30 protein-coding genes and 1 tRNA gene are annotated in these 25,304 nt (G+C 51.7%); 13 read left to right on the plus strand and 18 right to left on the minus strand.

Annotated features, from left to right (window positions below):
• Position 1 precedes the first annotated feature (1 nt).
• Positions 2 to 700, plus strand: coding sequence for an urea ABC transporter ATP-binding subunit UrtE (gene urtE, locus JXQ85_RS07820; RefSeq protein WP_421748329.1), 699 nt, complete (start codon positions 2 to 4; stop codon positions 698 to 700).
• Positions 701 to 746: 46 nt separating this feature from the next.
• On the opposite strand, the gene JXQ85_RS07825 is transcribed toward urtE, so the two are convergent.
• Both JXQ85_RS07825 and JXQ85_RS07830 read right to left on the minus strand, forming a co-directional pair.
• Complete coding sequence (locus JXQ85_RS07825; RefSeq protein WP_421748331.1) at positions 747 to 1,529, minus strand: hypothetical protein; 783 nt, start codon at positions 1,527 to 1,529, stop codon at positions 747 to 749.
• Positions 1,526 to 2,473, minus strand: coding sequence for a GSCFA domain-containing protein (locus JXQ85_RS07830; protein ID WP_421748333.1), 948 nt, complete (start codon positions 2,471 to 2,473; stop codon positions 1,526 to 1,528). The genes JXQ85_RS07825 and JXQ85_RS07830 overlap by 4 nt, the downstream gene beginning before the upstream one ends.
• A 442-nt stretch (positions 2,474 to 2,915) precedes the next feature.
• On the opposite strand from JXQ85_RS07830, the gene JXQ85_RS07835 reads away from it, so the two are divergent.
• Entirely contained in the window at positions 2,916 to 4,853 is a 1,938-nt protein-coding gene (locus JXQ85_RS07835; protein ID WP_421748335.1) for a calcium-binding protein, read from the plus strand.
• Between the two features lie 107 nt (positions 4,854 to 4,960).
• On the opposite strand, the gene JXQ85_RS07840 is transcribed toward JXQ85_RS07835, so the two are convergent.
• From JXQ85_RS07840 to ychF, 3 genes are all read right to left on the minus strand, one after another.
• Positions 4,961 to 5,050 (minus strand) — tRNA-Ser (locus JXQ85_RS07840).
• A gap of 112 nt (positions 5,051 to 5,162) precedes the next feature.
• On the minus strand, positions 5,163 to 6,080 hold the full coding sequence (locus JXQ85_RS07845; RefSeq protein WP_421748336.1) for a nucleoside hydrolase: 918 nt from the start codon (positions 6,078 to 6,080) through the stop codon (positions 5,163 to 5,165).
• 136 nt (positions 6,081 to 6,216) lie between these two features.
• Complete coding sequence (gene ychF / locus JXQ85_RS07850) at positions 6,217 to 7,314, minus strand: redox-regulated ATPase YchF (protein WP_421748337.1); 1,098 nt, start codon at positions 7,312 to 7,314, stop codon at positions 6,217 to 6,219.
• Positions 7,315 to 7,422: 108 nt separating this feature from the next.
• Here ychF and JXQ85_RS07855 point away from each other — a divergent pair, with 108 nt between their 5' ends.
• The 3 genes from JXQ85_RS07855 (at position 7,423) to JXQ85_RS07865 (ending at position 9,443) form a co-directional block, all read left to right on the plus strand.
• Positions 7,423 to 7,842, plus strand: coding sequence for a VOC family protein (locus JXQ85_RS07855; RefSeq protein ID WP_421748338.1), 420 nt, complete (start codon positions 7,423 to 7,425; stop codon positions 7,840 to 7,842).
• Between the two features lie 61 nt (positions 7,843 to 7,903).
• Positions 7,904 to 8,695 carry a tryptophan synthase subunit alpha gene (gene trpA / locus JXQ85_RS07860; RefSeq protein ID WP_421748340.1) on the plus strand — a complete coding sequence of 264 codons (792 nt, stop codon included), beginning with the start codon at positions 7,904 to 7,906 and terminating at the stop codon, positions 8,693 to 8,695.
• Positions 8,696 to 8,705: 10 nt separating this feature from the next.
• The gene (locus tag JXQ85_RS07865) at positions 8,706 to 9,443 is read left to right on the plus strand and encodes a hypothetical protein (RefSeq protein WP_421748341.1); all 738 of its coding nucleotides are present in this window, start codon (positions 8,706 to 8,708) and stop codon (positions 9,441 to 9,443) included.
• Here the strand turns inward: JXQ85_RS07865 and JXQ85_RS07870 are convergent, their stop codons facing one another.
• Complete coding sequence (locus tag JXQ85_RS07870) at positions 9,444 to 9,764, minus strand: 4a-hydroxytetrahydrobiopterin dehydratase (protein WP_421748342.1); 321 nt, start codon at positions 9,762 to 9,764, stop codon at positions 9,444 to 9,446.
• A 2-nt stretch (positions 9,765 to 9,766) separates the two neighbouring features.
• Positions 9,767 to 10,567 (minus strand): phenylalanine 4-monooxygenase, encoded by an 801-nt coding sequence (gene phhA, locus JXQ85_RS07875; RefSeq protein WP_421748343.1) that lies wholly within the window; start codon positions 10,565 to 10,567, stop codon positions 9,767 to 9,769.
• A gap of 120 nt (positions 10,568 to 10,687) precedes the next feature.
• Here phhA and JXQ85_RS07880 point away from each other — a divergent pair, with 120 nt between their 5' ends.
• From JXQ85_RS07880 to JXQ85_RS07895, 4 genes are all read left to right on the plus strand, one after another.
• Positions 10,688 to 11,146, plus strand: a complete 459-nt coding sequence (locus JXQ85_RS07880) for an Lrp/AsnC family transcriptional regulator (RefSeq protein ID WP_421748344.1) — start codon at positions 10,688 to 10,690, stop codon at positions 11,144 to 11,146.
• A gap of 72 nt (positions 11,147 to 11,218) precedes the next feature.
• Entirely contained in the window at positions 11,219 to 12,385 is a 1,167-nt protein-coding gene (locus tag JXQ85_RS07885) for an alpha-hydroxy acid oxidase (protein ID WP_421748345.1), read from the plus strand.
• Positions 12,386 to 12,460: 75 nt separating this feature from the next.
• A complete protein-coding gene (locus tag JXQ85_RS07890) occupies positions 12,461 to 13,072 on the plus strand; it encodes a hypothetical protein (protein ID WP_421748346.1) in 612 nt (203 codons plus the stop codon).
• A gap of 139 nt (positions 13,073 to 13,211) precedes the next feature.
• Positions 13,212 to 13,871, plus strand: a complete 660-nt coding sequence (locus JXQ85_RS07895; RefSeq protein WP_421748347.1) for a 50S ribosomal protein L25/general stress protein Ctc — start codon at positions 13,212 to 13,214, stop codon at positions 13,869 to 13,871.
• A gap of 132 nt (positions 13,872 to 14,003) precedes the next feature.
• Here the strand turns inward: JXQ85_RS07895 and JXQ85_RS07900 are convergent, their stop codons facing one another.
• Positions 14,004 to 14,399, minus strand: coding sequence for a RidA family protein (locus JXQ85_RS07900; RefSeq protein WP_421748348.1), 396 nt, complete (start codon positions 14,397 to 14,399; stop codon positions 14,004 to 14,006).
• 87 nt (positions 14,400 to 14,486) lie between these two features.
• Here JXQ85_RS07900 and JXQ85_RS07905 point away from each other — a divergent pair, with 87 nt between their 5' ends.
• Positions 14,487 to 15,206: a helix-turn-helix transcriptional regulator gene (locus tag JXQ85_RS07905; RefSeq protein ID WP_421748349.1), complete on the plus strand. Its 720-nt coding sequence runs from the start codon at positions 14,487 to 14,489 to the stop codon at positions 15,204 to 15,206.
• A 28-nt stretch (positions 15,207 to 15,234) separates the two neighbouring features.
• Here the strand turns inward: JXQ85_RS07905 and JXQ85_RS07910 are convergent, their stop codons facing one another.
• Both JXQ85_RS07910 and JXQ85_RS07915 read right to left on the minus strand, forming a co-directional pair.
• Positions 15,235 to 16,314, minus strand: a complete 1,080-nt coding sequence (locus tag JXQ85_RS07910; RefSeq protein ID WP_421748351.1) for a CobW family GTP-binding protein — start codon at positions 16,312 to 16,314, stop codon at positions 15,235 to 15,237.
• A gap of 91 nt (positions 16,315 to 16,405) precedes the next feature.
• On the minus strand, positions 16,406 to 17,077 hold the full coding sequence (locus JXQ85_RS07915) for an FkbM family methyltransferase (protein WP_421748352.1): 672 nt from the start codon (positions 17,075 to 17,077) through the stop codon (positions 16,406 to 16,408).
• A gap of 139 nt (positions 17,078 to 17,216) precedes the next feature.
• Between JXQ85_RS07915 and pth the strand changes: the two genes are divergently transcribed.
• Together pth and JXQ85_RS07925 are read left to right on the plus strand one after the other, a co-directional pair.
• Positions 17,217 to 17,897 (plus strand): aminoacyl-tRNA hydrolase, encoded by a 681-nt coding sequence (pth, locus tag JXQ85_RS07920; RefSeq protein WP_421748353.1) that lies wholly within the window; start codon positions 17,217 to 17,219, stop codon positions 17,895 to 17,897.
• Positions 17,898 to 17,906: 9 nt separating this feature from the next.
• Positions 17,907 to 18,278 (plus strand): DUF2237 family protein, encoded by a 372-nt coding sequence (locus tag JXQ85_RS07925; RefSeq protein WP_421748354.1) that lies wholly within the window; start codon positions 17,907 to 17,909, stop codon positions 18,276 to 18,278.
• Here the strand turns inward: JXQ85_RS07925 and JXQ85_RS07930 are convergent.
• The 3 genes from JXQ85_RS07930 to JXQ85_RS07940 all read right to left on the minus strand — a co-directional run bounded on the left by JXQ85_RS07930 (position 18,275) and on the right by JXQ85_RS07940 (position 19,520).
• Positions 18,275 to 18,754, minus strand: coding sequence for a helix-turn-helix transcriptional regulator (locus JXQ85_RS07930; RefSeq protein ID WP_421748355.1), 480 nt, complete (start codon positions 18,752 to 18,754; stop codon positions 18,275 to 18,277). The two genes, JXQ85_RS07925 and JXQ85_RS07930, sit on opposite strands and share 4 nt — an antisense overlap.
• Positions 18,751 to 19,038: a hypothetical protein gene (locus JXQ85_RS07935; protein ID WP_421748356.1), complete on the minus strand. Its 288-nt coding sequence runs from the start codon at positions 19,036 to 19,038 to the stop codon at positions 18,751 to 18,753. Before JXQ85_RS07935 ends, JXQ85_RS07930 begins: the two co-directional genes overlap by 4 nt.
• Before the next feature lie 122 nt (positions 19,039 to 19,160).
• Positions 19,161 to 19,520, minus strand: a complete 360-nt coding sequence (locus JXQ85_RS07940; RefSeq protein ID WP_421748357.1) for a hypothetical protein — start codon at positions 19,518 to 19,520, stop codon at positions 19,161 to 19,163.
• Positions 19,521 to 19,781: 261 nt separating this feature from the next.
• On the opposite strand from JXQ85_RS07940, the gene JXQ85_RS07945 reads away from it, so the two are divergent.
• Positions 19,782 to 20,192, plus strand: coding sequence for a hypothetical protein (locus tag JXQ85_RS07945; protein WP_421748359.1), 411 nt, complete (start codon positions 19,782 to 19,784; stop codon positions 20,190 to 20,192).
• Between the two features lie 29 nt (positions 20,193 to 20,221).
• Here JXQ85_RS07945 and trpB read toward each other — a convergent pair whose 3' ends face one another.
• The 5 genes from trpB to JXQ85_RS07970 form a co-directional block, all read right to left on the minus strand.
• Positions 20,222 to 21,475 carry a tryptophan synthase subunit beta gene (trpB, locus tag JXQ85_RS07950; protein WP_421748360.1) on the minus strand — a complete coding sequence of 418 codons (1,254 nt, stop codon included), beginning with the start codon at positions 21,473 to 21,475 and terminating at the stop codon, positions 20,222 to 20,224.
• 68 nt (positions 21,476 to 21,543) lie between these two features.
• Positions 21,544 to 22,203, minus strand: a complete 660-nt coding sequence (locus tag JXQ85_RS07955; protein WP_421748362.1) for a phosphoribosylanthranilate isomerase — start codon at positions 22,201 to 22,203, stop codon at positions 21,544 to 21,546.
• Between the two features lie 204 nt (positions 22,204 to 22,407).
• Positions 22,408 to 22,758, minus strand: a complete 351-nt coding sequence (locus tag JXQ85_RS07960; RefSeq protein ID WP_421748364.1) for a lipopolysaccharide assembly protein LapA domain-containing protein — start codon at positions 22,756 to 22,758, stop codon at positions 22,408 to 22,410.
• Positions 22,759 to 23,043, minus strand: a complete 285-nt coding sequence (gene ihfB, locus JXQ85_RS07965; RefSeq protein ID WP_058315462.1) for an integration host factor subunit beta — start codon at positions 23,041 to 23,043, stop codon at positions 22,759 to 22,761.
• 253 nt (positions 23,044 to 23,296) lie between these two features.
• Positions 23,297 to 25,270 carry a DEAD/DEAH box helicase gene (locus JXQ85_RS07970; RefSeq protein ID WP_421748365.1) on the minus strand — a complete coding sequence of 658 codons (1,974 nt, stop codon included), beginning with the start codon at positions 25,268 to 25,270 and terminating at the stop codon, positions 23,297 to 23,299.
• Positions 25,271 to 25,304 lie beyond the last annotated feature (34 nt).

A 25,304-nucleotide genomic window follows, 5' to 3' on the forward strand; every position in this document is an offset into this window, starting at 1 on the left:
TATGCTGAATGTTGAAAATCTGTCCTTGCACTATGGGCACTCCCAAATTCTTTACGACGTTTCCCTGACCTCGGAGGTCGGCAAGGTCACCTGCCTGATGGGGTCAAATGGGGTTGGTAAAACCAGCCTTCTGAAAGCAATATCTGGCACACATCCCCGATCTAGCGGGTCGGTGACGCTGGATCAAAAAAACGTGCCTTTGAATGCCAAACCTTACACGCTTGCCAGAATGGGTGTCGGCTATGTGCCTCAAGGCCGCGATGTCTTTCCTTTGATGACCGTGCGTGAAAATTTGGAAACGGGTTTCGCATGTCTGGATCAAAGCGATCGCTTGGTTTCAGACGAAATTTTCGAGCTTTTCCCTGTGTTGCAAGACATGCGCAACAGACGCGGTGGAGATCTATCAGGAGGCCAACAACAGCAATTGGCGATCGCACGCGCTTTGGTAACGAAGCCGAAACTTCTTTTGTTGGATGAACCCACGGAAGGTATTCAACCCAATATCATTAAGCAGATCGGCGACGTAATCAGATACCTTAGAGATCAAGGGGATATGGCCATCATCCTGGTCGAGCAATTCTTTGATTTTGCCTATGATCTTGGGGATAATTTCGTTGTTTTAAAACGCGGCGAAGTCACTTTGAACCGACCTGACACGGAGCTGGATCGCCAGACACTATTGGACAGCGTTTCTTTGTAGTGCCTTATCGGTGAGGTGCTCATTCCGTTGCATGTTGGAAGGCGATCTAGTTGATCAATTTAAAGATACGCCTCCAATACACCTCACCAAGAAGGGCATTGGCGTGCAGAATATCCTGTTCTGGCTGTTTTGATTTCCCATCAAGCCTAGTCGCATCGCGTGAAAACTTCACTGCAGTTAAAAAACCGTCATCAAGCGTCCACCTTGGCTGCATCAGTGCCCGTGAATTCGAAAACTCTGAAAACGCTGCAGCGAAGCTACGGTTTTGGAAATCAAATATCGTTTCACCCAGCCCCAGCTCGCGCATTCTGTGAAAGCCGCGAAACCGAGATTTATCGTCAAGAAGCGAAACTGAAGGCTGAGGTTGCGGAACAAATATAATTGGAACGTTGGAAGCTTGCCGTAAGTCTTGTGCGATCTGCCAAGACAGTCCCAATCGATTAACTTCTGTCAAAGCATCATGGTATGCGCTTGATGAAATATAGGCCCTGCGTTTGTACCTATCAGACTTAACGACGTTGTCGTTCGTCACACAAAGATTATGGGCCTGCAGCATCCTAACAGCAGAGAACGCAGAGGCGTTCATCGCAACGAAGACAATAACATCAAATTCGTTGACGCTGACTGTGTTCGGCAAACCCGAGCGCTTCATGAACTTAACCAGATCAGGATGTTGCGCCGTCAGCAACCCATCCTTGATCTCCAGCTCTTCACGTTGAAGACCGGGCTTTGCAACGACCGAAAGATCAACCGGCTGATTTGCACTTGCTGCTTTCAACATCCCGACATGAGAATTGCCGATTAAACAAATTCTAAGATTTGAGGTCATTTAATCGCAAACGCCTCCAGTAATGCTTCCTCGCAGACTTCAGATGTCTCCGCTTCATTGCTCTGCTGAGGTCGATAATTTAGCCCCGTTTCAGAGGCCTCTTTGAGTGACAGGTCTTTGTGCGCTGAAAAGAAGGTTTGCATCGCAAAATCAACGCCTTGAGCTTCAACATTTCTAAGGTTTTTCTCATAAAACTGTGACGCGAATGGAATGCCAGAAATCAGCTCATATGACGGGAAATAATCAATATTTGGGTCCGAGTTAACAAGCTCTTCAGCAACGACACGAAGCACTGATTTTGAATAGCTCGTTGCGCTTAAGACATGATTGTCACTAGCCGTTGCTGTCAGCGGAACAGGCGAAACAGTCAGCAGAATTTTAAGGTTGGGCGCGAAGGATCTCATTGTTGAAATCGCCGCGACCATGTCTTCTAGGCAGTCCGCAATACCAAAATTAACAAATTCATGCAGGTCCTCATCAAATGTTCCAGCAACAACCCCAGGAGCTGTCGGGAATATCGTGCCGCACTGTATTGCTCTCCAGGCTTCCGTAAGCCCAAGAGTAAAGACAAAAACATCTGCGTCGCGAAAGATGTTTCTGACGCGCAATAGATGATCCAAACGCATTTTCTTTAACTCTGCGATACTTTCAAAACCTTCAGGCTCTGTGTTCGGTCGCAGACCGTCAAACCACCGTTGATCCGTTTCCCAAAAAGCGGCCTTACGAAGATGTCCCACTTCTGCGTCTTGCAATAATTGTAGTAATTGACGCGGGGTATAGATGTTGCCGTAGCGTGCGGAATAAAGACCATAGCCATATTTTTTAGCGACATTGGCAGGCATGAGCTTGGGAGTGGGCTCAGTTTCTATCAGGTCTAATTCAGACCTCCGGATGTAACGGCCAATGTTTTGAGCGAAGCAGCTTCCGGCGGTCGCAACCTTCATTCCAGGTTTCAGTGAGAACTTTGGCTGATAGATACAATCTGCAAGAAAATCACTACTTTCCCGACAGTTACGCCAAAATGACTGGGCAGGAAGGTCTGAATACACGGCTTACTATCGCTTTGCTAGAATGGTTCGAATGAAAGACATTAGGGTCCAGCAAGTTAAACGCGGCGAACTTGTTCTTAATTTGGCACAAACATGAAGGTTTCTGGTACTTTTAGGGCTGTGTTTGCGTTCAAAAACTGAGTGAAGCGAAGATCGCTCAACTACGAAAACTCAGGTTTGACAAATGATGCAGAGTCGACATGCCATTTAGCACTTAGTTCGTTTAACCAAAAAAATTCTCAATTTATTTTACAAACTTTCCAAGGTTTTGCTTGGCAAACCTAAATGAAACTTAAGAAATATTTGGCTTTCTGCGAACGTGCTTCGGAGGCCAGATATGGGAAAAACAATTATTGTCCTAGCAGGGCAAAGCAACGCATCTCGACTTTCGAGTGAAATCGAAACGGCACTTAATGAACGATACGGCGCGGGGAACTATGAACTAGTCCGCGCGTATGCTGGCGGTGCGCCTTTGACACGGTCCAGAAACGACAATTTGGACTGGGATACGCCAACCGAATTGCCAGCATTGATGACCCAGCGCACAATTGATGCCCTACACGAAAATCCGAACAGCCGCTTCGGAGGTGTCATTTGGTTGCAAGGAGAGGCAGACACCTACGAATTTTCCCGAGTTGAGGACTATGCGCAAGATTTCTTTGATCTTCACCAGGGACTAAAGCAGGCCTTGATCGACGAATTTGGACCGAATGCGATTGGTGCCGAAAATGCTCCGGTTATTATATCCAATCTGTCTGACAACGCCCCAACCGCATCCACACGGCTCAATTGGCAGCCAATGCAAGACGTCTTGCGTCAATTATCAAACGAGCACGATTGGGTGGCTACTCTTGATCCTGACGACGTGGCTTCAGAATTTCTGGTTGCTCCAAATGAGCAATTTTCTGATGGCCTACATTATTCTGATAGCTTCAGTACCACTTGGGCGGAGGCCTTAGTGGAAGAGCTTTTTTGGCGATCCATACCTTCAGGTTCATACGTTCATGGCACAGATGCTGTTGATCAAATGGTCGGAACTTCAGAAGATGACATATTTTTTGTGAACGATGTCGATGATCAGGTCTTTGAATTCGAAGGTCACGGGCTGGATCATGTCTATGCCTCAATCGATTTTTCGCTTCGTACGCACAGCCAATTTTTAGAGAGTTTAACTCTTACCGGGAATAGCGACCTGGCAGCGACTGGAAATGCTGCAGACAACAAGATTACAGGAAACAGCGGTAACAACATAATCAGAGGGGCTTGGGGGGACGATACTCTCTATGGCAGAGACGGAGACGACATCCTCATCGGTGGCGTTGGCGCTGATACCCTCTATGGCGGTGCCGGGTTTGATGAAGCTAGCTTCGCTGATGCAAATACAGAGCTACACATTGATCTGCTAAACCCATTGCTAAACACAGGTGAGGCTGAAGGCGATTTTTTCGTGAGTATTGAGAGCTTTGTGGGGTCTGCTTTTGACGATCAGATTTATGGCAGCGAGCGATCCGATGTTCTAACAGCGAACGCTGGCGACGATCGTTTGATTGGCCGTGCTGGAAACGACAGTCTTGGTGGCAGCGATGGATTGGACATGCTTTGGGGGGGCACGGGGAATGACCATCTGCACGGCGAAGCTGGAGATGATTATCTTAGTGGAGGTGCAGGTGACAATGTCTTGTCAGGAGGTTCAGGCGCGGATCAATTGGTCGGAGGATTGGGACAAGACACGGCTGACTACGCCACGTCTCCTGCAGCTGTTTCGATCACTTTAGGTAATCAGAGTACGGATGGTTGGTGGTCACGAGCGAGCGCAGCTGGAGGCGATGCAGACGGCGATACTTTGTGGTCCATCGAAAACCTCACGGGCACTGCGTATGGTGATGTTCTTACGGGTGATAACTCCGGCAATGTGCTTATCGGAGGCAACGGCGCGGATACGCTGAATGGTGGCTTAGGCCGCGATACGCTTGCGGGCGGAGCTGAAGATGACATCCTCACTGGTGGGTACGATCAAGATACCTTTATCTTCAGAACCGGCGATGGCGCTGACACAATAAGCGACTTTGAAGACGGCTATGACTATTGGTGGGGGCAGTCACAAAGTGACACGATCCAATTGAGCGTTGAAGGAGTTGAGAATTTCAATGATGTTCTTGATCTGGCCATGCAATCTGGAAACGATACCCTGTTTGATTTTGGTGATGGAGATAGCCTTAGCTTGCAAAACACCCAACTGTCGGCTTTGAGCCAAGATGACTTCCTATTCATCTGAGTTGAATCAATTGAACCGCCACGGTGGTTCGAAACTCGGCGAACACATTTGCTTCGTTCGCGGAAACTCAAATCAAGCCCCTGAGATAAAAAAGGAAAATGAAATGATGGCGGAGACGAAGGGATTCGAACCCTCGATACGCGTTAACGTATACTCCCTTAGCAGGGGAGCGCCTTCGACCACTCGGCCACGTCTCCGAGAACTGGTAGTAATGATTAGCCCGGTGGAGGACAAGCAGTTTTTGTCACTTTTTTGAAGGTCTTCACAAAGAAAAAGGGCGCCCTCTGGCACCCTCTTGTATCTGTCGGATCAGGAAAGCTGTGCGATGCGTTCCATGAAGAGCGATTTGACCTTTTGAGCCTCAACCGCTGTATAAACCGCCGTCGGCACGCGTCCGTCTTTGGAGGCAATCGTCGCACCCGAGGTGTCCCCGTCGCAGGAGACTTCGATGCCGACTTTCTCAGCGGTAAACCATTCTGGGTGTGTGCAGGCGATGACCGCAGCCGGATCGTGTAGTGAGCAGCCATCGAGTTTGCCGACGGATTTGTAGAACTCCAGATAGAAATGGCTCATGTCCTGTAACATGCCGCCAAGTGTTGGCGCTGTTGCCGCCATTTCGGTAAAGTCCTCAGCCGTGCAGAGAATACGGTGGGTCACATCTAGACCAACCATTTCCACAGCTGCCCCACTGGCAAAGACAACTTCGGCAGCGTGCGGATCGTGGTAGATATTGGCTTCGGCATGGGGCGTGATATTGCCGCCTTCACGATAACTACCACCCATCAAAACAATGCGTTTCACATTGGCGATAAAATCAGGATCCTGCTGGATGGCCAGGGCAATGTTGGTCAGTGGGCCAATGGGGCACACAACTAGCTCGCCTTTGTGCTCACGCGCCATACGGCAGAGGAAATCAGCCGCAGATTCGTCAATCGCCGCCCCATTCGGCGAGACAGCCGGGATGTCGCCAAAGCCTTCATCGCCATGCACATGGAAGGACGGTTTAAATGGCGGCAAAGCGAGCGGCGTGTTGGCACCAGCAGCCACTGGAATATCCAGACCGGCAGCTTCGACCAGGCGCAAAGCATTCCGTGTTGCCATTTCGACGGTCACGTTGCCAAAGATGGTTGTCAGACCCAGCAGCTCGATTTCAGAGGCGGCAGCGGCATAGAAAATTGCCATCGCGTCATCAACGCCCGGATCGGTATCAATAATCAGTTTTGTCATTTATATTATTCCTCTGAATCTCTGCCCCTTCATAAACTAAGAAGGATCGCCCGTTATTGCGAAACAGAAATGACAACGCAAGCGCGAGGTGAATCGCACTTGCGAGGAGCAGTTTCAAATTTTCCCGAAAACGGGATCAGGTATTGAACAAGAAGTGCATCACGTCGCCGTCCTGCACAATATAGCCCTTGCCTTCAGCGCGCATCTTGCCCGCTTCTTTGGCACCCTGCTCACCCTTGAATTCGAGGTAGTCATTGTAAGCAATGGTTTCGGCGCGGATGAAGCCGCGTTCGAAATCACCATGGATCACGCCCGCCGCTTGAGGTGCGGCAGTGCCCTTTTTGATAGTCCAAGCGCGCGCTTCTTTGGGGCCAACAGTGAAATAGGTTTCAAGTTGCAGCAGGTCATGACCTGCACGGATCAGGCGGTCCAGACCCGCCTCTTCCAGACCCATTTCGCTGAGGAACATTTCTGCTTCTTCCGCATCGAGCTGGCTGATCTCTTCCTCAATCTGGGCTGAGATGATCACATGGGTGTTGCCTTGTTTGGCAGCCATTTCGGCCACAGCAGCAGAGTGTGTATTGCCTTCTGCAGCTTCAGATTCACCGACGTTACAGACGTAAAGCACAGGCTTGGTGGACAAGAGCTGCAGGCTTTTCCAGGTTTTTTCGTCTTCGGCATCGATTTCAACCGTGCGCGCTGGACGATCGTTTTCGATCGCTTCCTGCGCCAAAGCCAGCAGACGGTCCTGTTCTTTGGCTTCTTTGTCGTTGCCTTTGATCTTGCGCACCAGGCCCTGACGGCGTTTCTCGATGCTTTCCAGATCGGCCAGCATCAGCTCGGTTTCGATGGTTTCCGCGTCTGCCACCGGATCAACACGATCATCCACGTGAGTCACGTCATCATCGTCAAAGCAGCGCAGCACGTGGGCAATCGCGTCTGTTTCGCGGATGTTGGCAAGGAACTGGTTGCCAAGGCCTTCGCCTTTGGATGCCCCTTTGACCAGACCAGCGATGTCCACAAAGGTCATACGGGTTGGGATGATCTGCTTGGAACTGGCAATCGCTGCCAGTTTGTCCAGACGATCATCAGGAACCGCCACGTCACCAACGTTTGGCTCGATGGTACAGAACGGGAAGTTCGCAGCCTGTGCGGCCGCAGTTTTGGTCAGTGCGTTAAACGTGGTGGATTTACCGACGTTCGGCAGCCCAACGATCCCAACTTTAAAGCCCATTCTGGTCTCCTGTTACAAATTCGACCTGCTCATATGCAAGGTTTGGACGTGGCGCAAGCTGTGTTACCTTCAGCATGGTCATTTTACCCAAGTAAAATAGGAGGTCCCATGTCTTTTACCCCATATATTTTCTTTGACGGTACGTGCTCTGATGCGGTCGATTTTTACGCCAAAGTTTTTGGCGCGGATAGCGTGATGAAGATGCCCTATTCCGAAGCGCCGCCGGATGTTGGTCTGCCCGCAACCGATGACCGCATGATGCATGCACAAATAAACGTCGGTGACACGGTCTTAATGTGCAGTGACAACCCCGAAGGCTCTCCAAAAATCCCGCAGGCTGGTTTTGCAGTGTCCCACGTTACCAAAACCCTCGCCGAGGCCCAATCGACATTCGCCAAACTGTCTGAAGGCGGTCTGGTCGTTATGCCTTTTGAGGCAACCTTTTTCACCGAAGGTTTTGGCATGTGTAACGACAAGTTCGGCACTCCATGGATGATCATGGTCGGCGGAGAGACCCCTAACAGCTAGTTGGCATTGCTTTTCCCAAACAAAACCGGCAAACCCCTATCAAGACTTCTAAGGGGCTATCATGACTCGTATCGACGCCAAATTTGCTGAACTAAAAGCCGCAGGAAAAAAGGCCTTTGTGTCTTATGTGATGGCCGGTGATCCAAACTATGAAACCTCGCTAGAGATCGTCAAAGGTCTGCCAGGTGCAGGCGTTGATGTGATCGAGCTGGGTCTGCCCTTCACCGACCCAATGGCGGATGGCGCGACAATTCAGCTGGCCGGTCAGCGCGCGCTTGAAGTGGGCATGACACTGGAAAAGACCCTCGAGCTGGCACGCGAGTTCCGCAAAGAGGATGACACAACGCCAATCGTTCTGATGGGGTATTACAACCCGATCTATAACCGTGGCGTTGATAAGTTTTTAGTCGATGCCAAAGAAGCTGGCATTGACGGTTTGATTGTCGTGGACCTACCGCCAGAAGAAGACGAAGAGCTATGTATTCCAGCGCAAGCTGCGGGTCTGAACTTCATCCGCCTTGCGACGCCAACCACGGATGACAAACGCCTGCCGAAGGTGCTGCAGAATACATCTGGGTTTGTCTACTATGTGTCGATCACAGGCATCACTGGTGCGGCGGCTGCTGAGGCAACCAATGTTGGACCTGAAGTGGCACGTATCAAAGCAAGCACCGACCTGCCAGTGATTGTTGGCTTTGGGGTGCGCACCCCTGAAAAAGCCGAAGAAATCGCTTCCATCGCCGATGGCACGGTTGTTGGTTCTGCCATTGTCAGTCAGATCGCTGCGGGTAAGCCAGTGGCGGAAGTATTGGACTTCGTAAAGTCCCTAGCGGACGGCGCGCATCGGGCCTGATAGCTTTACCATGTACAAACAATCTCTCCAAATCTTCCTTCGTTCACTTCCATTTCTCGCGTTCGTCGCAGCGACCTTGGCTGGCGTTGAAGCGTTTGTAGACGTAGGCACTGGCCCCAAATTCGTTGTTACTGCGTTATTAGCTCACTACTTCACCTACGCTTGTGTGACCGGTCAAACTTGGGGGCTAAATTCATTTTACAAGCAAACAAGCACAGCAGCGATGCAATGGAAGCCTGTGTTCTTCTTGAAATATGGATTGTTATTTCTCCCATCCGCTATTTTCTTCATTCTGTTGCTAAACAACGTTGTTGGCAGCAGCAGCATTTTCCAAAGCGCAACTGAAGGGGCGCGCTTCATTTATGTATCTTGCCTAATGTTGGCATCATTTTTCGTATTTGCCTGTTTTGCGTCGATTGTTGGCACAGCACTACCCGCAATCATTGCGAACAAAGATCACAGTTGGAAATGCGCGCTGTCTCGAGGCAAAAGCACTTTTTTTCTAACGTTTTGGAGAATGACCTACGGGCCAATCCTTTTTGGATCCGTCCACTTTGCAAGTTTGATATTTGCGACGCCGAACCTAGCCCACGCTGTCGGAACGACATTGGACAGTTCTATATTCATTGTCGTTGTTGGCTTTTTCGGAAAGTTGACTGGGTTCCTTACGACCTTGCTAACAATGTCCGCACTAGCGCTTGCCTTTCGTAGTGTTGAAAATCAATCCAAAGATCTGGCTGAAATCTGATTAGGAGATCAGCGCCTCCAAACGGATCGCGCAGAGGAAATCGTTCTCTGTCAGACCGCCGGCCTCATGGCTCGTGTAAACCACTTCGCAATAGCCCCAGCCAAAGCTGATATCGGCGTGATGCCCCATCTTGTCGGAATGCCAGGCTACAAGGTTCGCCATCTGAGTGGCCTTAGCAAAGCCCTTGAACTCATAGCGTTTAAAGATCGTCTGATCCCGTTGAGCCCAACCTAAAAGATTTGTCAGCCCGTCATTGATCTGGGCTTGATCCAAAACGCCCGTGCCTTCCGAGCAAGGCACACATTCAGTTGCAGTCGTCATAGTTATGATGCTTTCTTTTCAACAGGTGGATAGGTTGGGGCAAACAGGCCCTTCCCTTGCGCGGCCTTGATATCGACCATCAGATCACGGTCGGCGGCGGCAAACAACTCGTCCATATCATCGATCACAAAATAAACCGGTTGATGAATGTCGATGCGATACGGCGTGCGCAGGATGTCTAGGATATTAAAGGGCCGGATCACCGGGTCCCCGGACAGGACCGCATGGGGCAACTCCGTTTTTGAGGATGCCAGACCAGACCCAAGCGCCTTGAGCTTACCGTTTTCGCGCGTCAGGCCAAACTCGATCGTGAACCAATACAGACGAATGAGCCAACTGAAGTCTGTTTTCTCGGCCTTCTGCCCTGCCCGTCCAATCGCATGAGAAAACTCGGCAAATCGCGCATCTGTCAAAAGTGGCGTATGGCCAAAGATTTCATGAAAAATGTCAGGCTCTTCGATGTAGTCGAAATCCTCACGCGAGCGGATAAAGCTGGCGGCTGGAAATGTGCGATCCGCCAGCATGCTGTAAAACTTATCAAATCCGATCAACGCAGGAACGGGTTCGACTTTCCATCCGGTTTCACGCAGCAGAACGGCGGAAATCTCCGGGCATTGCGGGACCTTGTCCTTTGGCATCGCAAGCTTTTCCAACCCCTGCAGATAAGGCTGCGCCATGTGGGCCTGCACTGCGTTTTCCTGCGCTCTGTAAAGATCACGCCATACGGCGTCTTCCTCGGCACTGTAGGAAATATACCCGTCTGCGTTGGGAATTTTAGCAATATATTTGGTAGATTTTGGCATCTTGTCGCTCCTCCCCCTCATATTTTGCCTTTGGACGGGAAAATTCTTGCCAAATCACTTGGGATTCTGATTTTTATCGGTAAACATTACCAAAAATTAACCAAATTTAGGAATTTTTCGGTGATTTTGGAAGAGAAAGACAAGGAAATCCTTCGCGTCTTGCAGAAAGATGGCAAAATCAGCCTTCAAGCCCTCGCTGAACAAGTGAGCCTATCAACCTCCCCCTGCTGGCGCCGAGTAAAACGTCTAGAAGAGAGCGGGTTGATAGATCGCTATGCGGCGATCCTAAACCCACGCCTGCTTGGCCTGCATGCCCAGGCCTATATGCACGTGTCTTTGTTGGACCATACAGAGGCCACTATCGACGCCTTTGATCGGTTTGTACAAACCGAAGATCACATCACGGAATGCTGCTCGATTACAGGATCAAACGATTACATGCTGAAGGTGGTAGCAGAAGGTCCAGAAGAGTTGGAAGCCTTCATCATGAAACGAGTTCTGCGTTTGGGGATCGTACGGTCGTCTCATACGAATTTTGTGCTCAGACGGACTAAATCCAGCAGCGCGCTGCCAGTTTGACGCGGAATCAGTGCTTGACACATCAAATTTTGACGATATTGGTAAAGTCAAATTACCAATATGGGGTATTTCATGCCTGTCATCACCAATGTCAATGATCTGAAACGCATCTACAAACGGCGCGTGCCAAAGATGTTCTATGACTATGCGGAGTCAGGAAGCTACACAGAACAGACTTTTCGCGAGAACACATCAGATTTTGATTTGCTGCGGCTGCGCCAACGTGTTGCGGTTGACATGACAGGGCGCTCCACAGCGTCGCAGATGATCGGGCAAGATGTTTCTTTACCTGTCGCACTGGCACCTGTTGGATTGACGGGCATGCAATCTGCAGATGGTGAAATCAAGGCCGCACGGGCAGCAGAAAAGTTTGGTGTGCCCTATACGCTTTCCACGATGTCGATCTGTTCGATCGAGGATGTGGCCGAAAACACGCAGAAGCCATTCTGGATGCAGGTCTACACCTTGAAAGATGATGACTTCATGCGACGCCTCTTTGACCGCGCCAAGGCTGCAAAATGTTCAGCAGCGGTGATTACTGTTGATCTGCAAATGCTTGGGCAACGACACAAGGATGTAAAAAACGGCCTCTCTGCGCCACCAAAGCCGACCCTTGCCAATATGGTGAACCTCGCGACCAAAGTGCCATGGGGCCTTCAAATGCTAGGCACCAAACGGCGTTTTTTCGGTAATATCGTGGGGCACGCCAAAGGGGTCAGCGACCCCTCGTCATTGTCGACATGGACCTCGTCGCAATTTGATCAGGCGCTGAATTGGGACCGCATTCGGGAGTTTCGTGAGATGTGGGATGGGCCTTTGATCATCAAAGGTATCATTGATCCACGCGACGCTTTGGAAGCCCTGAACGTTGGGGCTGACGCCATCATTGTTTCCAACCACGGAGGCCGCCAGCTGGATGGTGCCCTATCATCTATTCGCGCCTTGCCTGCCATCATGGATGCAGTCGGCGATAAGATCGAAGTGCACCTGGACAGCGGTATTCGCTCGGGTCAGGACATGCTCAAGGCTATCGCCATGGGCGCCAAAGGCACCTACATCGGGCGCGCCTACATCTATGGCCTTGGCGCCATGGGTGAGGCTGGTGTCACCCAGTGTCTTGAGGTCATGCAAAAGGAGTTTGATATTTCTATGGCACTGTCCGGTCGCACCTCGGTGGCGAATGTGGATCGCGATATCCTGATGATCCCAAAGGATTTTGAAGGAAACTGGGCGGCCTAGTGCCCGCTTTCAGCTTTGACATGTTTGTCGCTGCAGGTGATATTCCCTGAAAACACGTAGCGCCGGGCAGCCCTTTTGCAGATTTACTTTAAACAAAACCTCGCATTTCTAGCCGTCCCTAAGACGGGGACCACGGCCTATGAAATCGCCCTACGCGGTGAGGCTGACATTGTCTTTGCCAAGCGCCGCAAACATATGACGGCGGGCCAGTTTCAGCGTCGCATGATGCCCTTTCTGAACGAGTTCTATAACCTGCAGCCACAACGTATGGCGATCATGCGGGATCCCATCGAACAAATCCGCAGCTGGTATCGTTACCGCACTGACCCCAAACGGAAAAATCACATCCAAGATGTGAGCTTTGACCAATTTGTATTGGCGACCATGCAAGACCCTGAACCCTCTTTTGCCGCCATTGGAAGCCAATATGGGTTCCTTACAATGGTCGACGGCAAACAGCCGATCGAACATTTGTTCGCCTATGAAAGTCAAAAAGTTGTGCGCAACTGGCTCGAAGAACGGTTTCAGAAATCGCTGACCTTCCCAATCAAGAATGTCTCTCCACAAGCGCCGACGCCTTTATCGCCAGAAGTTGAGGCAAAACTGCGCGAAGTGCGCGCATCAGAATTCGAGTTATATGACAGAATTTTGCAGGCTGATGGGCACTTAAATCCGGTGCCTGACTAAGGGGCTGACAAAAGACCAGCAGAATCCACCCTAAAAGTGCGATTTTACCTTTCCAGCATAGCGAATCTGCGTTATGGGCCGGGCTTCACGCGGGGTTACAGCCTTGGAGGAACCCCGCCCTAACTTTTGGAGAATTATTATGGCTGGACAGATCCCTGATCTTAACGTCGAAATCCGTACGGGGACAGGCAAGGGCGCCGCTCGTCAAGCACGTCGCGATGGCATGGTACCTGGTGTTGTATATGGCGGCGACGCTGAACCACAGGCAATTCAAATTCCTTTCAACGTTCTGCTGAAGAAACTGAAAGACGGTCAATTCCTGAGCACTCTCTTCAACCTGAAGATCGAAGGCCAAGAAGACGTTCGTGTTATCTGCCGTAACGTGCAGCGTCACGTTGTTAAAGACCTGCCAACGCACCTCGACCTGCTGCGTCTGAAGCGTACTTCCAAAATCAGCCTGTTTATCCCGGTTGAGTTCATCAACGAAGAAGAAGCGCCAGGCATCAAAAAAGGTGGCGTTCTGACTGTTGTACGTAACGAAGTTGAGCTGAACGTAACTGCAGGCAACATCCCAGAGAAAATCATTGTGGACATGGCTGGCGCCAACGTTGGCGACACATTCACAATCTCCGGTGTTGAGCTGCCAGAAGGCGCGAAGCCAACCATCGACCGTGACTTCGTAATCGGCAACCTGTCTGCACCATCCGCACTGCGTTCTGAAGACGACGATGCAGACGGTGAAGCAACCGAAGCAGAAGCGGCGGAAGCACCAGCAGAAGAGGCAGCAGCTGAGGAGTAATCCTAGGCTCGCGCATTCTGTGCAAAGTTTGAAACGCGGTTCTTTCGGGAACCGCGTTTTTTATTTGAAATTAGGACTTGCTGGCTCGGCTAATCGCCCAGCATGTCAATTGAAAGCCAGATAGGCCGCAGACTAGGCTGCGGCTGTCGCCTCGATTTCGAACATCAAGCCGGGAATCGCAAGACGCGTCACACCCAGCAATGTCATAGGTGGGGCCACCTGATGTGGTCCAAAGCGCATGCCCATCAGATCGAAATTCTTTAAAGCTTCATCCACATCTGTCGCATAGATCCCCAGCTTGATCACATTGCTCAGATCCATGCCTGCCTCTTTGATTACCTTTTCCAGATTGTCCAAAGCCAAGCCAATCTGTGCCCGCATATCGCCGGGATGCTGTGGCGCTCCATTTTCATCCACCGACGTCTGACCCGCACAAATAACCTGACGGGTGGCACCATCGATGGTCTCTGCCTGATTGTAACCCAGCTTGAGTGACCAATCCCAAGGGTTCACTGCTGTCCGTTCCATATCGTTATCTCCTTGTTAAACATTGCTGGAATCGGTGTAGACCAAAACAGTGCCAAATATTGTCACCATTTGTGATACAGTGCCTTAATGAACATTCGACTCAGACATGACACCATCGTGCGCACGTTGCGCCGCAACGGAACCTCGACCATTGATGCGCTAGCCGATGAGGTCGGCGCATCCCGCAGGACCGTTTTGCGCGACATCAGCGCTTTAAGGGATGAGGGCTATGTCATTCATTCTGATGTTGGGCGCGGCGGCGGGCTGCAGCTTGACCCGCAATCGATGCAGACCACTGCAAAACTATCCGTGCCAGAGGTTTTCGCGCTGCTTATCAGCGTCGCTGCGATGCGCGCAGCCGGGAACCTGCCCTTTTCAGAATTGGCGGATGCCGGGCTTGCTAAAATCGAAAAATCCCTACCCGCAGATAAGGTCCGCGATTTGCGCGCATTCCTAGACTGTTTGCACATCGGGCAATTGTCCCCGCTGCAAGATCTGTCTGATATGGGAACCATGGACCCAGAGCTCTTGTCCGAGTTTGAAGCCGCGTTTCTTGGACGGCAGCATCTGCGATTTGGCTATCGCGATGCTAAAGATCGCCAAACCACGCGCGAAGTAGAGCCCCAAGCCATGTTGATCCTGCCGCCCTTGTGGTATCTCGTTGGTTGGGATCCGATGCGCGAAGGTTTCCGCCATTTCCGCATGGATCGCATCAGCTCACCGCAAGTGATCCCTGACAGTCGATTTCGACGCAGACATGTTCCGTTTGAAGACGATGTCTGCCCCTATAGTGAGCTGCAGCTGTGAAACTTCGTTTGAAGTTATGCCCACAAACCTAGGTTGGCAGCGTCACAACATGCGCGGCCAATTCATCAAGCCCCGCCTGTAGTTCTGATTTGGGAATATCACGCGCGATGATCACCACACGAGAGGTCTGATCGCCTTCGGGCCAGTCCTTTACGATGACAGGCGGATCAAAGACATTCTGGACGCCATGAAAAACAAATGGGTTTGGAATGCCGTCCAGAAACACAATGCCTTTGACGCGTAAAAGGTTTGGCCCCCGACGGCGCACAAGATCATTTAGCCAATCATCAAAGCCTTCGTCGCTCACCGGTCGATCAATCACAATCGACGCCGTTTCAATCCGTGCATCATGGGATGACAATGGCGCAGTGCCTTTCAGCATTGCACCAAACCCCGACAGATTCCCCAAGGATTGCGGCTCAGCTTGAGTCGCGACAGGCACTGCTGGAACGGTACCAACCCATGACAATGCGGTTGTCGCAGGAACATTGCGTTTTAACCCGCTGAGCCCCCAAATCTGTTCCGCCATATCTTTGCCGCGCACCGCAGGATGAATACGCGCGGTTGCGTTCAAACCGCGCAGCCGTGTTTCCAAAACCATCACCTGATCGTAATCCACAAGGTCAGTTTTGCTCATGATCACCAGATCAGCCATAGCAACCTGTGATACTGCTTCAAACTGTGCATCCAGTGTCGCTGGACCATTGGCTGCATCCACAACGGTCACCACGCCATCCACGCGGGTGGCATCTGACACCGCACGTTCAACCAACATGGTTTGCAAGATCGGCCCAGGATCAGCGAGCCCCGTGGTTTCAATGACGATACGGCTGAAGTCAAACTCGCCCGATGTACGACGTGACAACAGATTGGTTATAGTCTCTGACAGCTCACCTCGAACCGTGCAACACAAGCAACCAGACGACAAAAGCACCACGTCATCCGTTGATGTTTCCATCAGATCGTGATCCAGCCCGACCTCACCGAATTCATTCACGATAACCGCAATCCGCTCCCCGGCTTCATCGGTGAGCAGCTGATTTAAGAGCGTTGTCTTTCCGGCACCAAGAAAACCGGTGAGCAAAGTGACTGGAATGCGTGCGTCCAATGGAGCCTCCGATATGGGATGGATCTTATGACTAGCGTTTACGTTATAAAATAACGTCACTCAATCCAGCTATGTGAACCACTGGCAAAAATCAGACCCGCATAAAGCCCAAGGTGCGCGCATGAGAGGTCAGTGGGTCATACGTCAACCCAGAGGCCGACATGCAATCCACGATTTCTTTGATCACAGCCTTATCGTATTTTTTCGGATGCAGCTCCATCACCACAAATTTCACAAATGGCGGCCAAGGCTTTTTAAACAAATCTGCCTCAGCACCTTCAACGTCAAGCATCACAAACCGCGGTCGAATTGCGCGCAACAAAGGCCGAATGCGCAACGCTGGCACGGAAATCATATCCTCGCGAGAGGCCCCCTTGGGCAAGGTCGCACCTCCCCAAAACAGATTGCCTGCGCGAAAATTGACTTCGTCATCGTGATGGCCGTTGCCCACGACCGCGCCATGCATCACGCGCAAACCATCACAGCTATTGCGGCGCAGGTTTGCCATCAGCGGGTCAAGCATCCGCGGGTTGGCCTCAACGCTAACCACATTTTCAGGCCCAGCGATTTTTCCGCAAATCGAACTGACATAACCCAACCCCGCCCCAATTTCTAAAACGGGCATACCGGGTTTGATGCGCATGCGGGCCGCATGGCTTTCTGCCCCCTCGTATTCCCCTTTTGCAATCTTGCGTGCAATCGGAGTGTCCTCAAGCCAGTCAGGGAGCTCCAGTTCAATATCGTTTAACGTGTAAATACTCATAAGCGCCTCAAATTTAACGGCATTGTGAATCCTCTTGCCAGCGCATGCAACCTTCAATGAAGATTGAAAAACCGCATGGTTCAGCTTAGGTTCTTCGCAACGCATAGGCCGGTACGACCACCGGCAAAGGACTGAAAAGATGAAACTATTTGTCGGCCTCGGGAATCCGGGATCAAAGTATGAAGGCAACCGCCACAATATCGGCTTTATGGCGCTGGATCGCCTGGCGGAGGATCACGGGTTTGCGCCGTGGCGCAAGAAGTTTCAGGGCCAGGTCAGCGAAGGCAAATTCGGCAGCGAAAAGGTTGTTTTGCTTAAGCCTGAAACCTTCATGAACCTGTCAGGCCAATCCGTTGGAGAAACCATGCGGTTCTACAAGCTAGAGAACACCGATGTGACGGTTTTTCATGATGAGCTGGATCTGGCCCCGGGCAAGTGCCGCGTGAAATCCGGTGGAGGCCATGCGGGACACAATGGCCTGCGCTCCATTCACCAGCATCTGGGGCCGCATTATGACCGTGTACGGCTTGGTATTGGTCATCCTGGCCACAAGGATGCTGTTGCAGGTTATGTGCTACGTGATTTTTCCAAAGCGGATCAAGATTGGCTGGATGACCTGATCCGTGGTATTTCTGATGGCGCGCCTCATTTGGCGGCTGGCGATGCTGGGAAATTTATGAATGCGGTGGCGCTGCGTGTTGCCCCGCCTCGTTCGTCAACCAGCAAACCCAAGCCCGCCAGTAAGCCTGCAGAAGCAGCCAAGCCAGAGCTGCAGGACGACCGGACGCAGATGCAAAAACTGATGGATAAATTTCGCTAAGGAAACGCCATGCAGAAAGACCCTGAAATCAACGTTCTTGGGGACCCAATTCAGCCCTGCTCCACCGATCCGGTGACGGGTTTCTTTCGCGATGGGCATTGCAACACATGTGATGCAGATACCGGCAGCCATACTGTATGCGCAGTGATGACCGCCGAATTCCTTGCCTATTCGAAATACGTTGGAAATGACCTTTCGACGCCTCGGCCTGACTTTGGATTTGTGGGGCTAAAACCGGGTGACAGCTGGTGCCTGTGTGCGTCGCGCTTTTTGCAGGCTCATGACGAGGGCTGCGCCCCAAAGGTGCATCTTGCGGCCACACATGGTCGCGCGCTTGAGATCATTCCTTTGCGTATTTTAGAAGAACACGCTTCGGATTAATCCTGCATCAAATCTTCAATGAAAAGGCTTAGCAGCTGGGTTCGGCCACTGACCCCTGCTTTGCGATAGATCGCATTGCTTTGCGCTTTCACGGTGCCTTCTGATGTCTCACGCACAGAAGCAATTTCCGCTACTGACAGACCTTTCATAGAAAAGAGCGCCACATCGCGTTCGGCGTTGGTCAGACCCCAAGCATCAAATTTTTCGGTCAAGTGATCACGAAAGGCCGATTGCACCTGGCGCAGGCTTTCCTCGGCCTTGGCTTGTTTTTGTTCTGCAGAACGCAATGCCAGTATGGCAAAACTTGTCCCAAGCAGCAGGCCCACTGCGGCCCCGATTTCCATCATCTCGCGCATGGCCCAGCTGATCGGAGCCGAGCGCGTGCCAAGAATCGTCAAGATGATTTCTGAAATAAAGAACAGCGCGCAGATGACCTGCAATGCGGTCAGCGCAATCAACAAGGGGCGTCCGGTCAATCGTCCACTCCATTCAGAAAGAAGTATTCATCACTTTCTTCGATGTAGTCGCGCAGGACCTCACCTGTGCCCCGATTAATCACGATTTCACGTTCGTGTTGGCCTTTGTAGGCCTCGATTTGAATGCGGCCAAGCCACGTGCGTTCGATTTCGAACTTTTCATAGCCTTCAGCTTTCAGCAGCGAAATGATTTTGGCCACATGCGGATTGTCTTGCGGCGCCGCAAAGACAGGTGTTGCGAGCCCTATACAAAGCGCGGCAACCAATATGTGTCGATGTCGCATGGCGTCTCCAATCACAGCGGCTGGCCTGCGCCTGTCGGGGATGCAGCGCGGACCAGCCTGAGGATAAACAGGACTAGACTGGGGAATTCAAGGTTCGCCCTGCAATCCTTCGTTAAAATCGATCAGTTGTCGTCTTGATCATCGTCCTCATCATCTTCGTCCTCATCGTCATCCTCGTCTTCTGCATCGTCGTCGTCTTCTTCGAGGTCATCGTCCTCATCTTCTTCGCCGTCATCATCGCTGTCAGCCGCCTCTTCTTCAGTGCTCAGCAGCTCTTGGGTGGCGGTGTCATAGGTGAATTCATATTCCGTATCGCCCAGCACAGCTTCGATGGTGGTTTCACCGCCGTCTGTTTCGACTTCGATATCTGTGTAGCCCTGCCCTTCAAGGTCAGCGACAATCGCGTCAGTAAAGCTTTGCGCATAGGCCCATGATGTAAGGCCTAGTGTGATTGCAGTGGTGGTGGTCAGTAGACGTTTCATTGTGCATCTCCGTTTTGTGTAGAGCAGATCCATGTGTCTGCGGTGGAATTGAGATGACGCGGCGGCTGCAAGTTATCTATTGAGCCGAGGTTTATTTCGACGCGGATCAACCTCGGTTACAGGCGCATAAACATAGGTTTATGGCCTCTTTGCATTGAAATCAGGTTTTTGCGGCGTTGGCCCTAATTTTGCCAACAATCAATGTGATACTTAAAGATAGGAAACGCGCATTTGAGAATCGGAATTATATCGAGGCACATTATGCGAGTAGTAGCGAAAAAATCTTATTCACAGCCCAGCTCTTTTTGGGCGAATTGCGGCGCGCTTTTTAAAGCCGCACTTGAAAACAGCCCTCCCGACGAAATGATGGATCGGCTGAACATCTTGGCAAGTAAACTGGGTGTACGCACACGTGCGGTTTATCAAATGACGTCGATGGCAAAGCTTTTTGGGCTCAGCCCGCAGCGCCTACAAACACCTGAAATGCGCGCGCACAAACTGCTAGGAAATTGCGGAACCTGCAAAATGGCGGGGCGATGCTTCACTAATGCCAAGGGTAAAAAGGATGACCATGCACATGTGTCCCCGAAGGCTTGCCCAAATTTTCTAGAGTTTCAAACCATGGCGCGCGAGATCGGCAGTCGCTCAGCCATTAAGAACAAGCTCTTATGAAAAAGGCGGGCCTCTGCCCGCCTCAATTCTTATTCGAAAACGCGGCCCTCAGGGCCAGACATGTCAAACCCAAGATGCCGTGCGACAGTAAAGATGTCTTTGTCGCCGCGCCCACACATGTTCATGACTAGGATATGATCCTTTGGTAGAGTTGGTGCCAGTTTCATCACATGCGCAAGCGCGTGGCTTGGTTCCAACGCGGGAATGATGCCTTCGGTGCGACATGCGAATTGGAAGGCTTCCAGCGCTTCTTTGTCGGTAATCGACACATATTGTGCGCGGCCGATTTCATGCAGCCATGCGTGCTCTGGGCCAATACCTGGGTAATCCAGCCCAGCTGAGATCGAGAAACCTTCGAGGATCTGGCCATCGTCATCCTGCAACAGATAGGTGCGATTGCCGTGCAGAACACCCGGACGACCACCAGTTAGCGACGCACAGTGTTCCATTTTCTGGTTCACGCCTTTACCGCCGGCTTCAACCCCGACGATATTGACGCTTTCATCATCCAAGAATGGGAAGAAGAGTCCCATGGCATTGGAACCGCCACCAATCGCTGCAATCACAGTATCAGGTAGGCGGCCTTCGCCTTCTTGCTCAGCCAGCTGCCAACGCACTTCTTTACCGATGATCGCTTGGAAATCACGCACCATGGCCGGATATGGGTGCGGACCCGCGACAGTGCCGATGCAGTAGAATGTGTCCGCAACATTGGTTACCCAGTCGCGTAGGGCGTCGTTCATCGCGTCTTTCAACGTACCACGGCCAGAGGTTACAGGCACAACCTCTGCGCCCAGCAAGCGCATACGGAAAACGTTTGGCGCTTGGCGTTCCACGTCATGTGCGCCCATGTAGACCACGCATTTCAGACCGAATTTCGCACAAACCGTTGCCGTTGCAACGCCATGCTGACCTGCGCCGGTTTCCGCAATAATGCGGGTCTTGCCCATGCGTTTTGCCAGAATGATCTGACCCAAAACGTTATTGATCTTATGCGCGCCTGTGTGGTTCAGCTCGTCACGCTTGAGGTAAATCTTGGCGCCGCCAAGTTCTTCAGTCATGCGAGGCGCAAAGTAGAGCGGGCTCGGACGACCCACATAATGCTTCCACAGGTCATCCATCTCGGCCCAGAAGGTCGGGTCGTCTTTGGCCTTTTCGTATTCCGCCTCAAGGTCCAAGATCAGCGGCATCAGGGTTTCTGACACAAAACGCCCGCCGAAATCACCGAAACGGCCCTTGTCGTCGGGACCATTCATGAAGCTGTTGAAAAGATCGTTGGCCATGGATGCCTCATTTACTCATCGTTCCCAAATGTCTTAGGGCGATTGATCGGAAACTTCCATGGGAAAACCTATGAAAGTTTAGGCGCAGGCTCTTCTTGGGCCGCTTTGATGAAGGCGCGGATCAGGTCCGGGTCTTTTAGACCCGGCGCACTTTCTACACCGGAAGAAATATCGACCTGTTTTGCGCCTGTGATTTGAACGGCCAAAGCGACGTTTTCAGGCGTCAACCCACCAGCCAACATCCACGGCTTTGGCCAAAACTTGCGTTTCACCAGTTTCCAATCAAAGGCCAGACCATTGCCACCCGGCAGTTCGGCGTCTTTCGGTGCTTTGGCATCGACCAGCAATTGATCGGCAACTTCGCCGTAAAGGTCGATCTGCTTGGCGTCTTCCTCAGTCGCAATCCCGATGGCTTTCATCACAGGCAGACCCGTGCGGGCTTTGACTTCGGCCACACGTTCTGGCGTTTCTTTACCATGAAGCTGCAGAATATCGATCGGCACCTGCTCTAAAAGCTGATCAAGAAAGGCGTTGTCTGCATTCACCGTCAATGCGACTTTGGCAAGCCCATCTGGAGTCTCAAGAGCAAGATCGCGCGCTTGAGTAATGTTGACATGGCGCGGGGACTTTTCAAAGAAAACAAAGCCGACGTAGCTCGCGCCTGCATCGGCGGCGATCTGGATATGGGCCGGTTCTTTGAGGCCGCAGATTTTGACGCGTGTTTTCATAGTAATCCCCAACAAGCAGACTTTTCATACTCATATCGAGAGAGCAAAGATCGTAAAAGCTAAAGTTCCGCCCAGACGATAGCCCGGGCAGCCTCTGACCGCCCCCAATGGGCGAGGGATTCTCCCCCATCCGCGGTCAGAGCCAGCCCTTAAAACAAAAACGCCCCGGAAAAACCGAGGCGCTTCATCAAACTGAATTCAAGCTCAACTCGCTTCATCCAAAAGCGCTAGAACCTCGTCTTTGTCTTCTTCACTCTTGCCTTTCAAACGGCGCACTTCGCGTTTGGTCTGGGCCAGCTCACGCTCAGCACGACCGGCAGCTGCGCGGATTTTATACTCGCGCATCCACTCCCAGATAAAGCCGATCAGCAGGCCCGCTATAATGCTGCCCAGAATGACAACAAAGAGCGGCAGAGAAATCGAATAATGCAAACCAAGCAGCTGCGCCAAAGGCTCTGGCAGCAGGTTTAATGTCACCGAGCCACGATTGGCCAAAGCAACAGAAATCAGCACCACGCCCAGCGTGGCTAAGAATGCATAGCGAATGTAGCGCATTTAGGCTTTCCCGTTTAGACGATCCCGAAGGAGCTTTCCTGTCTTAAAGAACGGAACATGTTTTTCTTCAACTGCGACAGATTCACCGGTGCGCGGATTACGGCCCACACGTGCGTCACGTTGTTTGACCGAAAAGGCCCCAAAGCCGCGCAACTCGACGCGGTCACCCCGAGACATCGCCTCGGTAATTTCATCAAAAATGGTATTTACAATACGCTCAACGTCGCGCTGATAAAGATGCGGATTTTCGTCGGCGATTTTTTGAATAAGTTCCGATCGGATCATCGATGTCCACTCCCCAGGGATTTGTTTTTTTATGCGTGCATCGGGGATGACTATAGGCAAATTGCCACAGAACGGAAACATTAACTGGATTTCAAACCCGGCAAACCTCTGATTTCCCTCTGATTTCCTGCAAAAACACCTAAGGTTAGACGTATTTGAGCAAAGCTACGCCGATTACAGACCTAACCTTCTGCGCGCGCAAACATTGCTGCGGCGCAGAAAGTTATTGTTGATTCGCGTCCCCTAATGGGTGTTAACCGCGACGCTTTGGACGGGCGTCGCCGCCTTTACCCTTGTTTACAGCGCGCTCTGCAGCGCGTGCCTTATTCTTTTTGCTGTTGGATTTGCCTTTTGGTGGAGGTGGGCCTTTTGGCTTGTGACCAGACGGCTTGCCTGACTTAGACGAGCGATCTGACCATGCCTCTTCGTCGCGTGGCTTATAAGGCTTGTCACCACCTTTGCGGTGTGGCTTGCCAGACGGTTTGCTGTCTGATTTTTCAAAATCACGATCGCGACCAGGCTTTTTGAACTTAGGTGGGCCGTCACGACGCGGGCCACGATCTTTAAAGTCGCGGTCTTTGAAATTGCGATCACCGCGTGGACCACGGTCTTTGTTAAAGCTGCGCTGCGGGCGCTCTGAACGTTCGGCACGTTCGAGGTTAGGCTCGCCTTCCACCTTAGTGATCTTGGCGTCTTCGACTTTATGGTCAGGGCCAATCGCTGCAAGGAAACTGTCTGCGCTGGATTCTAGGATCTGCACATAGGACTCTTTTTCCTGAATCCGGATCGCGCCCAGATCGTCTTTGGTCAGATTACCGGCTTTGCACAGCATCGGCAGCAAGCGGCGCACTTCGGCGCCAGCAGCACGACCGCCAGAGACTGAGAACCAAACAGACTTACCGAAATCTTCTTTGCGGCGTGGTTTGGTTTCGGTAAAGGCGTTCAGCTCTTCTGGTGCAGAGCGTGCAGTGCGGCGCAGTCGCAGGTACGCAGCCGCAAGCTGTTCGGCGGAAAACGCATTTGACAGCGCATCAACGCTTTCGCGTTCGCTTTCATTCACAGGTGTGGACCAAGCTTCATCCGCCAACATGCGCTCTTCTTCGCGTGCAGAGACTTCTTCAGCTGTCGGAGCACCGCCCCAAGTGGCCTCAAGCTTTGCCATCTTCAGAATGCGGTTTGCTTTGCTGGCTGTGCGTTTGGTCACGATCAACGTGCTGGTGCCTTTGCGCCCTGCCCTACCGGTTCGACCCGAACGGTGCAGCAGCGTTTCATGGCTGCCCGGCAATTCAGCATGCACAACCAGATCAAGGTTTGGAAGGTCGATGCCGCGCGCCGCAACATCGGTCGCCACACAGACATTGGCACGACCATCGCGCATCGCCTGCAATGCGTTTGTGCGTTCCGCTTGGGTCAGCTCACCTGACAGGCAAACCACGCGGAAACCACGGTTGGACAGACGTGTTGTTAGACGGTTCACAGTCGCGCGGGTGTTGCCAAAGACAATCGCGTTTGGCGCATCATAATACAGCAGCGAGTTGATGACGGCATTTTCGACGTCACGATCCACAACATTCATCGCACGGTATTCAATATCGGCGTGCTGCTTATTTTCGGATTTCACAACAACGCGGATCGCGTCTTTTTGGTAGTTCTTCGCCAACGCTGTGATCATTTTTGGCACGGTGGCTGAGAACAGCAGAGTTTGGCGCTCTTCTGGGCATTCACCCAAGATGTATTCCAGATCTTCGCGGAACCCGAGGTCGAGCATTTCGTCCGCTTCATCAAGCACGACAGCTTTAATCTCGGACAGATCAATCACGCCCTTTTCGATGTGATCGCGCAGACGACCCGGCGTTGCCACAACGATATGGGTGCCACGGTCCAGATTGCGGCGCTCTGTACGGATGTCCATGCCACCCACGGTGGAGGCCAGAATTGCGCCAGCTTTGGCATAAAGCCACGCTAGCTCGCGTTTTACTTGCAATGCCAACTCGCGCGTTGGTGCAATGACCAAAGCAAGCGGCGCGCCAGCGCGTTCAAATTTCTCAGCATCCTCTAGCAGTGTCGGCGCGATCGCCAGACCAAAGCCAATGGTTTTACCGGACCCGGTTTGTGCAGAAACCAACAGGTCTTTACCCGCATATTCATCGCTGATCGCCGCCTGTTGAACAGGCGTCAGGGTTTCATAGCCGCGATCATCGAGCGCGTCTTGCAGGGTTTGTTTCACAATAAGTCTTCTCTTTGTGTAGGGTGTCTACGCG

The organism is Cognatishimia sp., from assembly GCF_049116455.1.
Lineage (GTDB): Bacteria > Pseudomonadota > Alphaproteobacteria > Rhodobacterales > Rhodobacteraceae > Cognatishimia.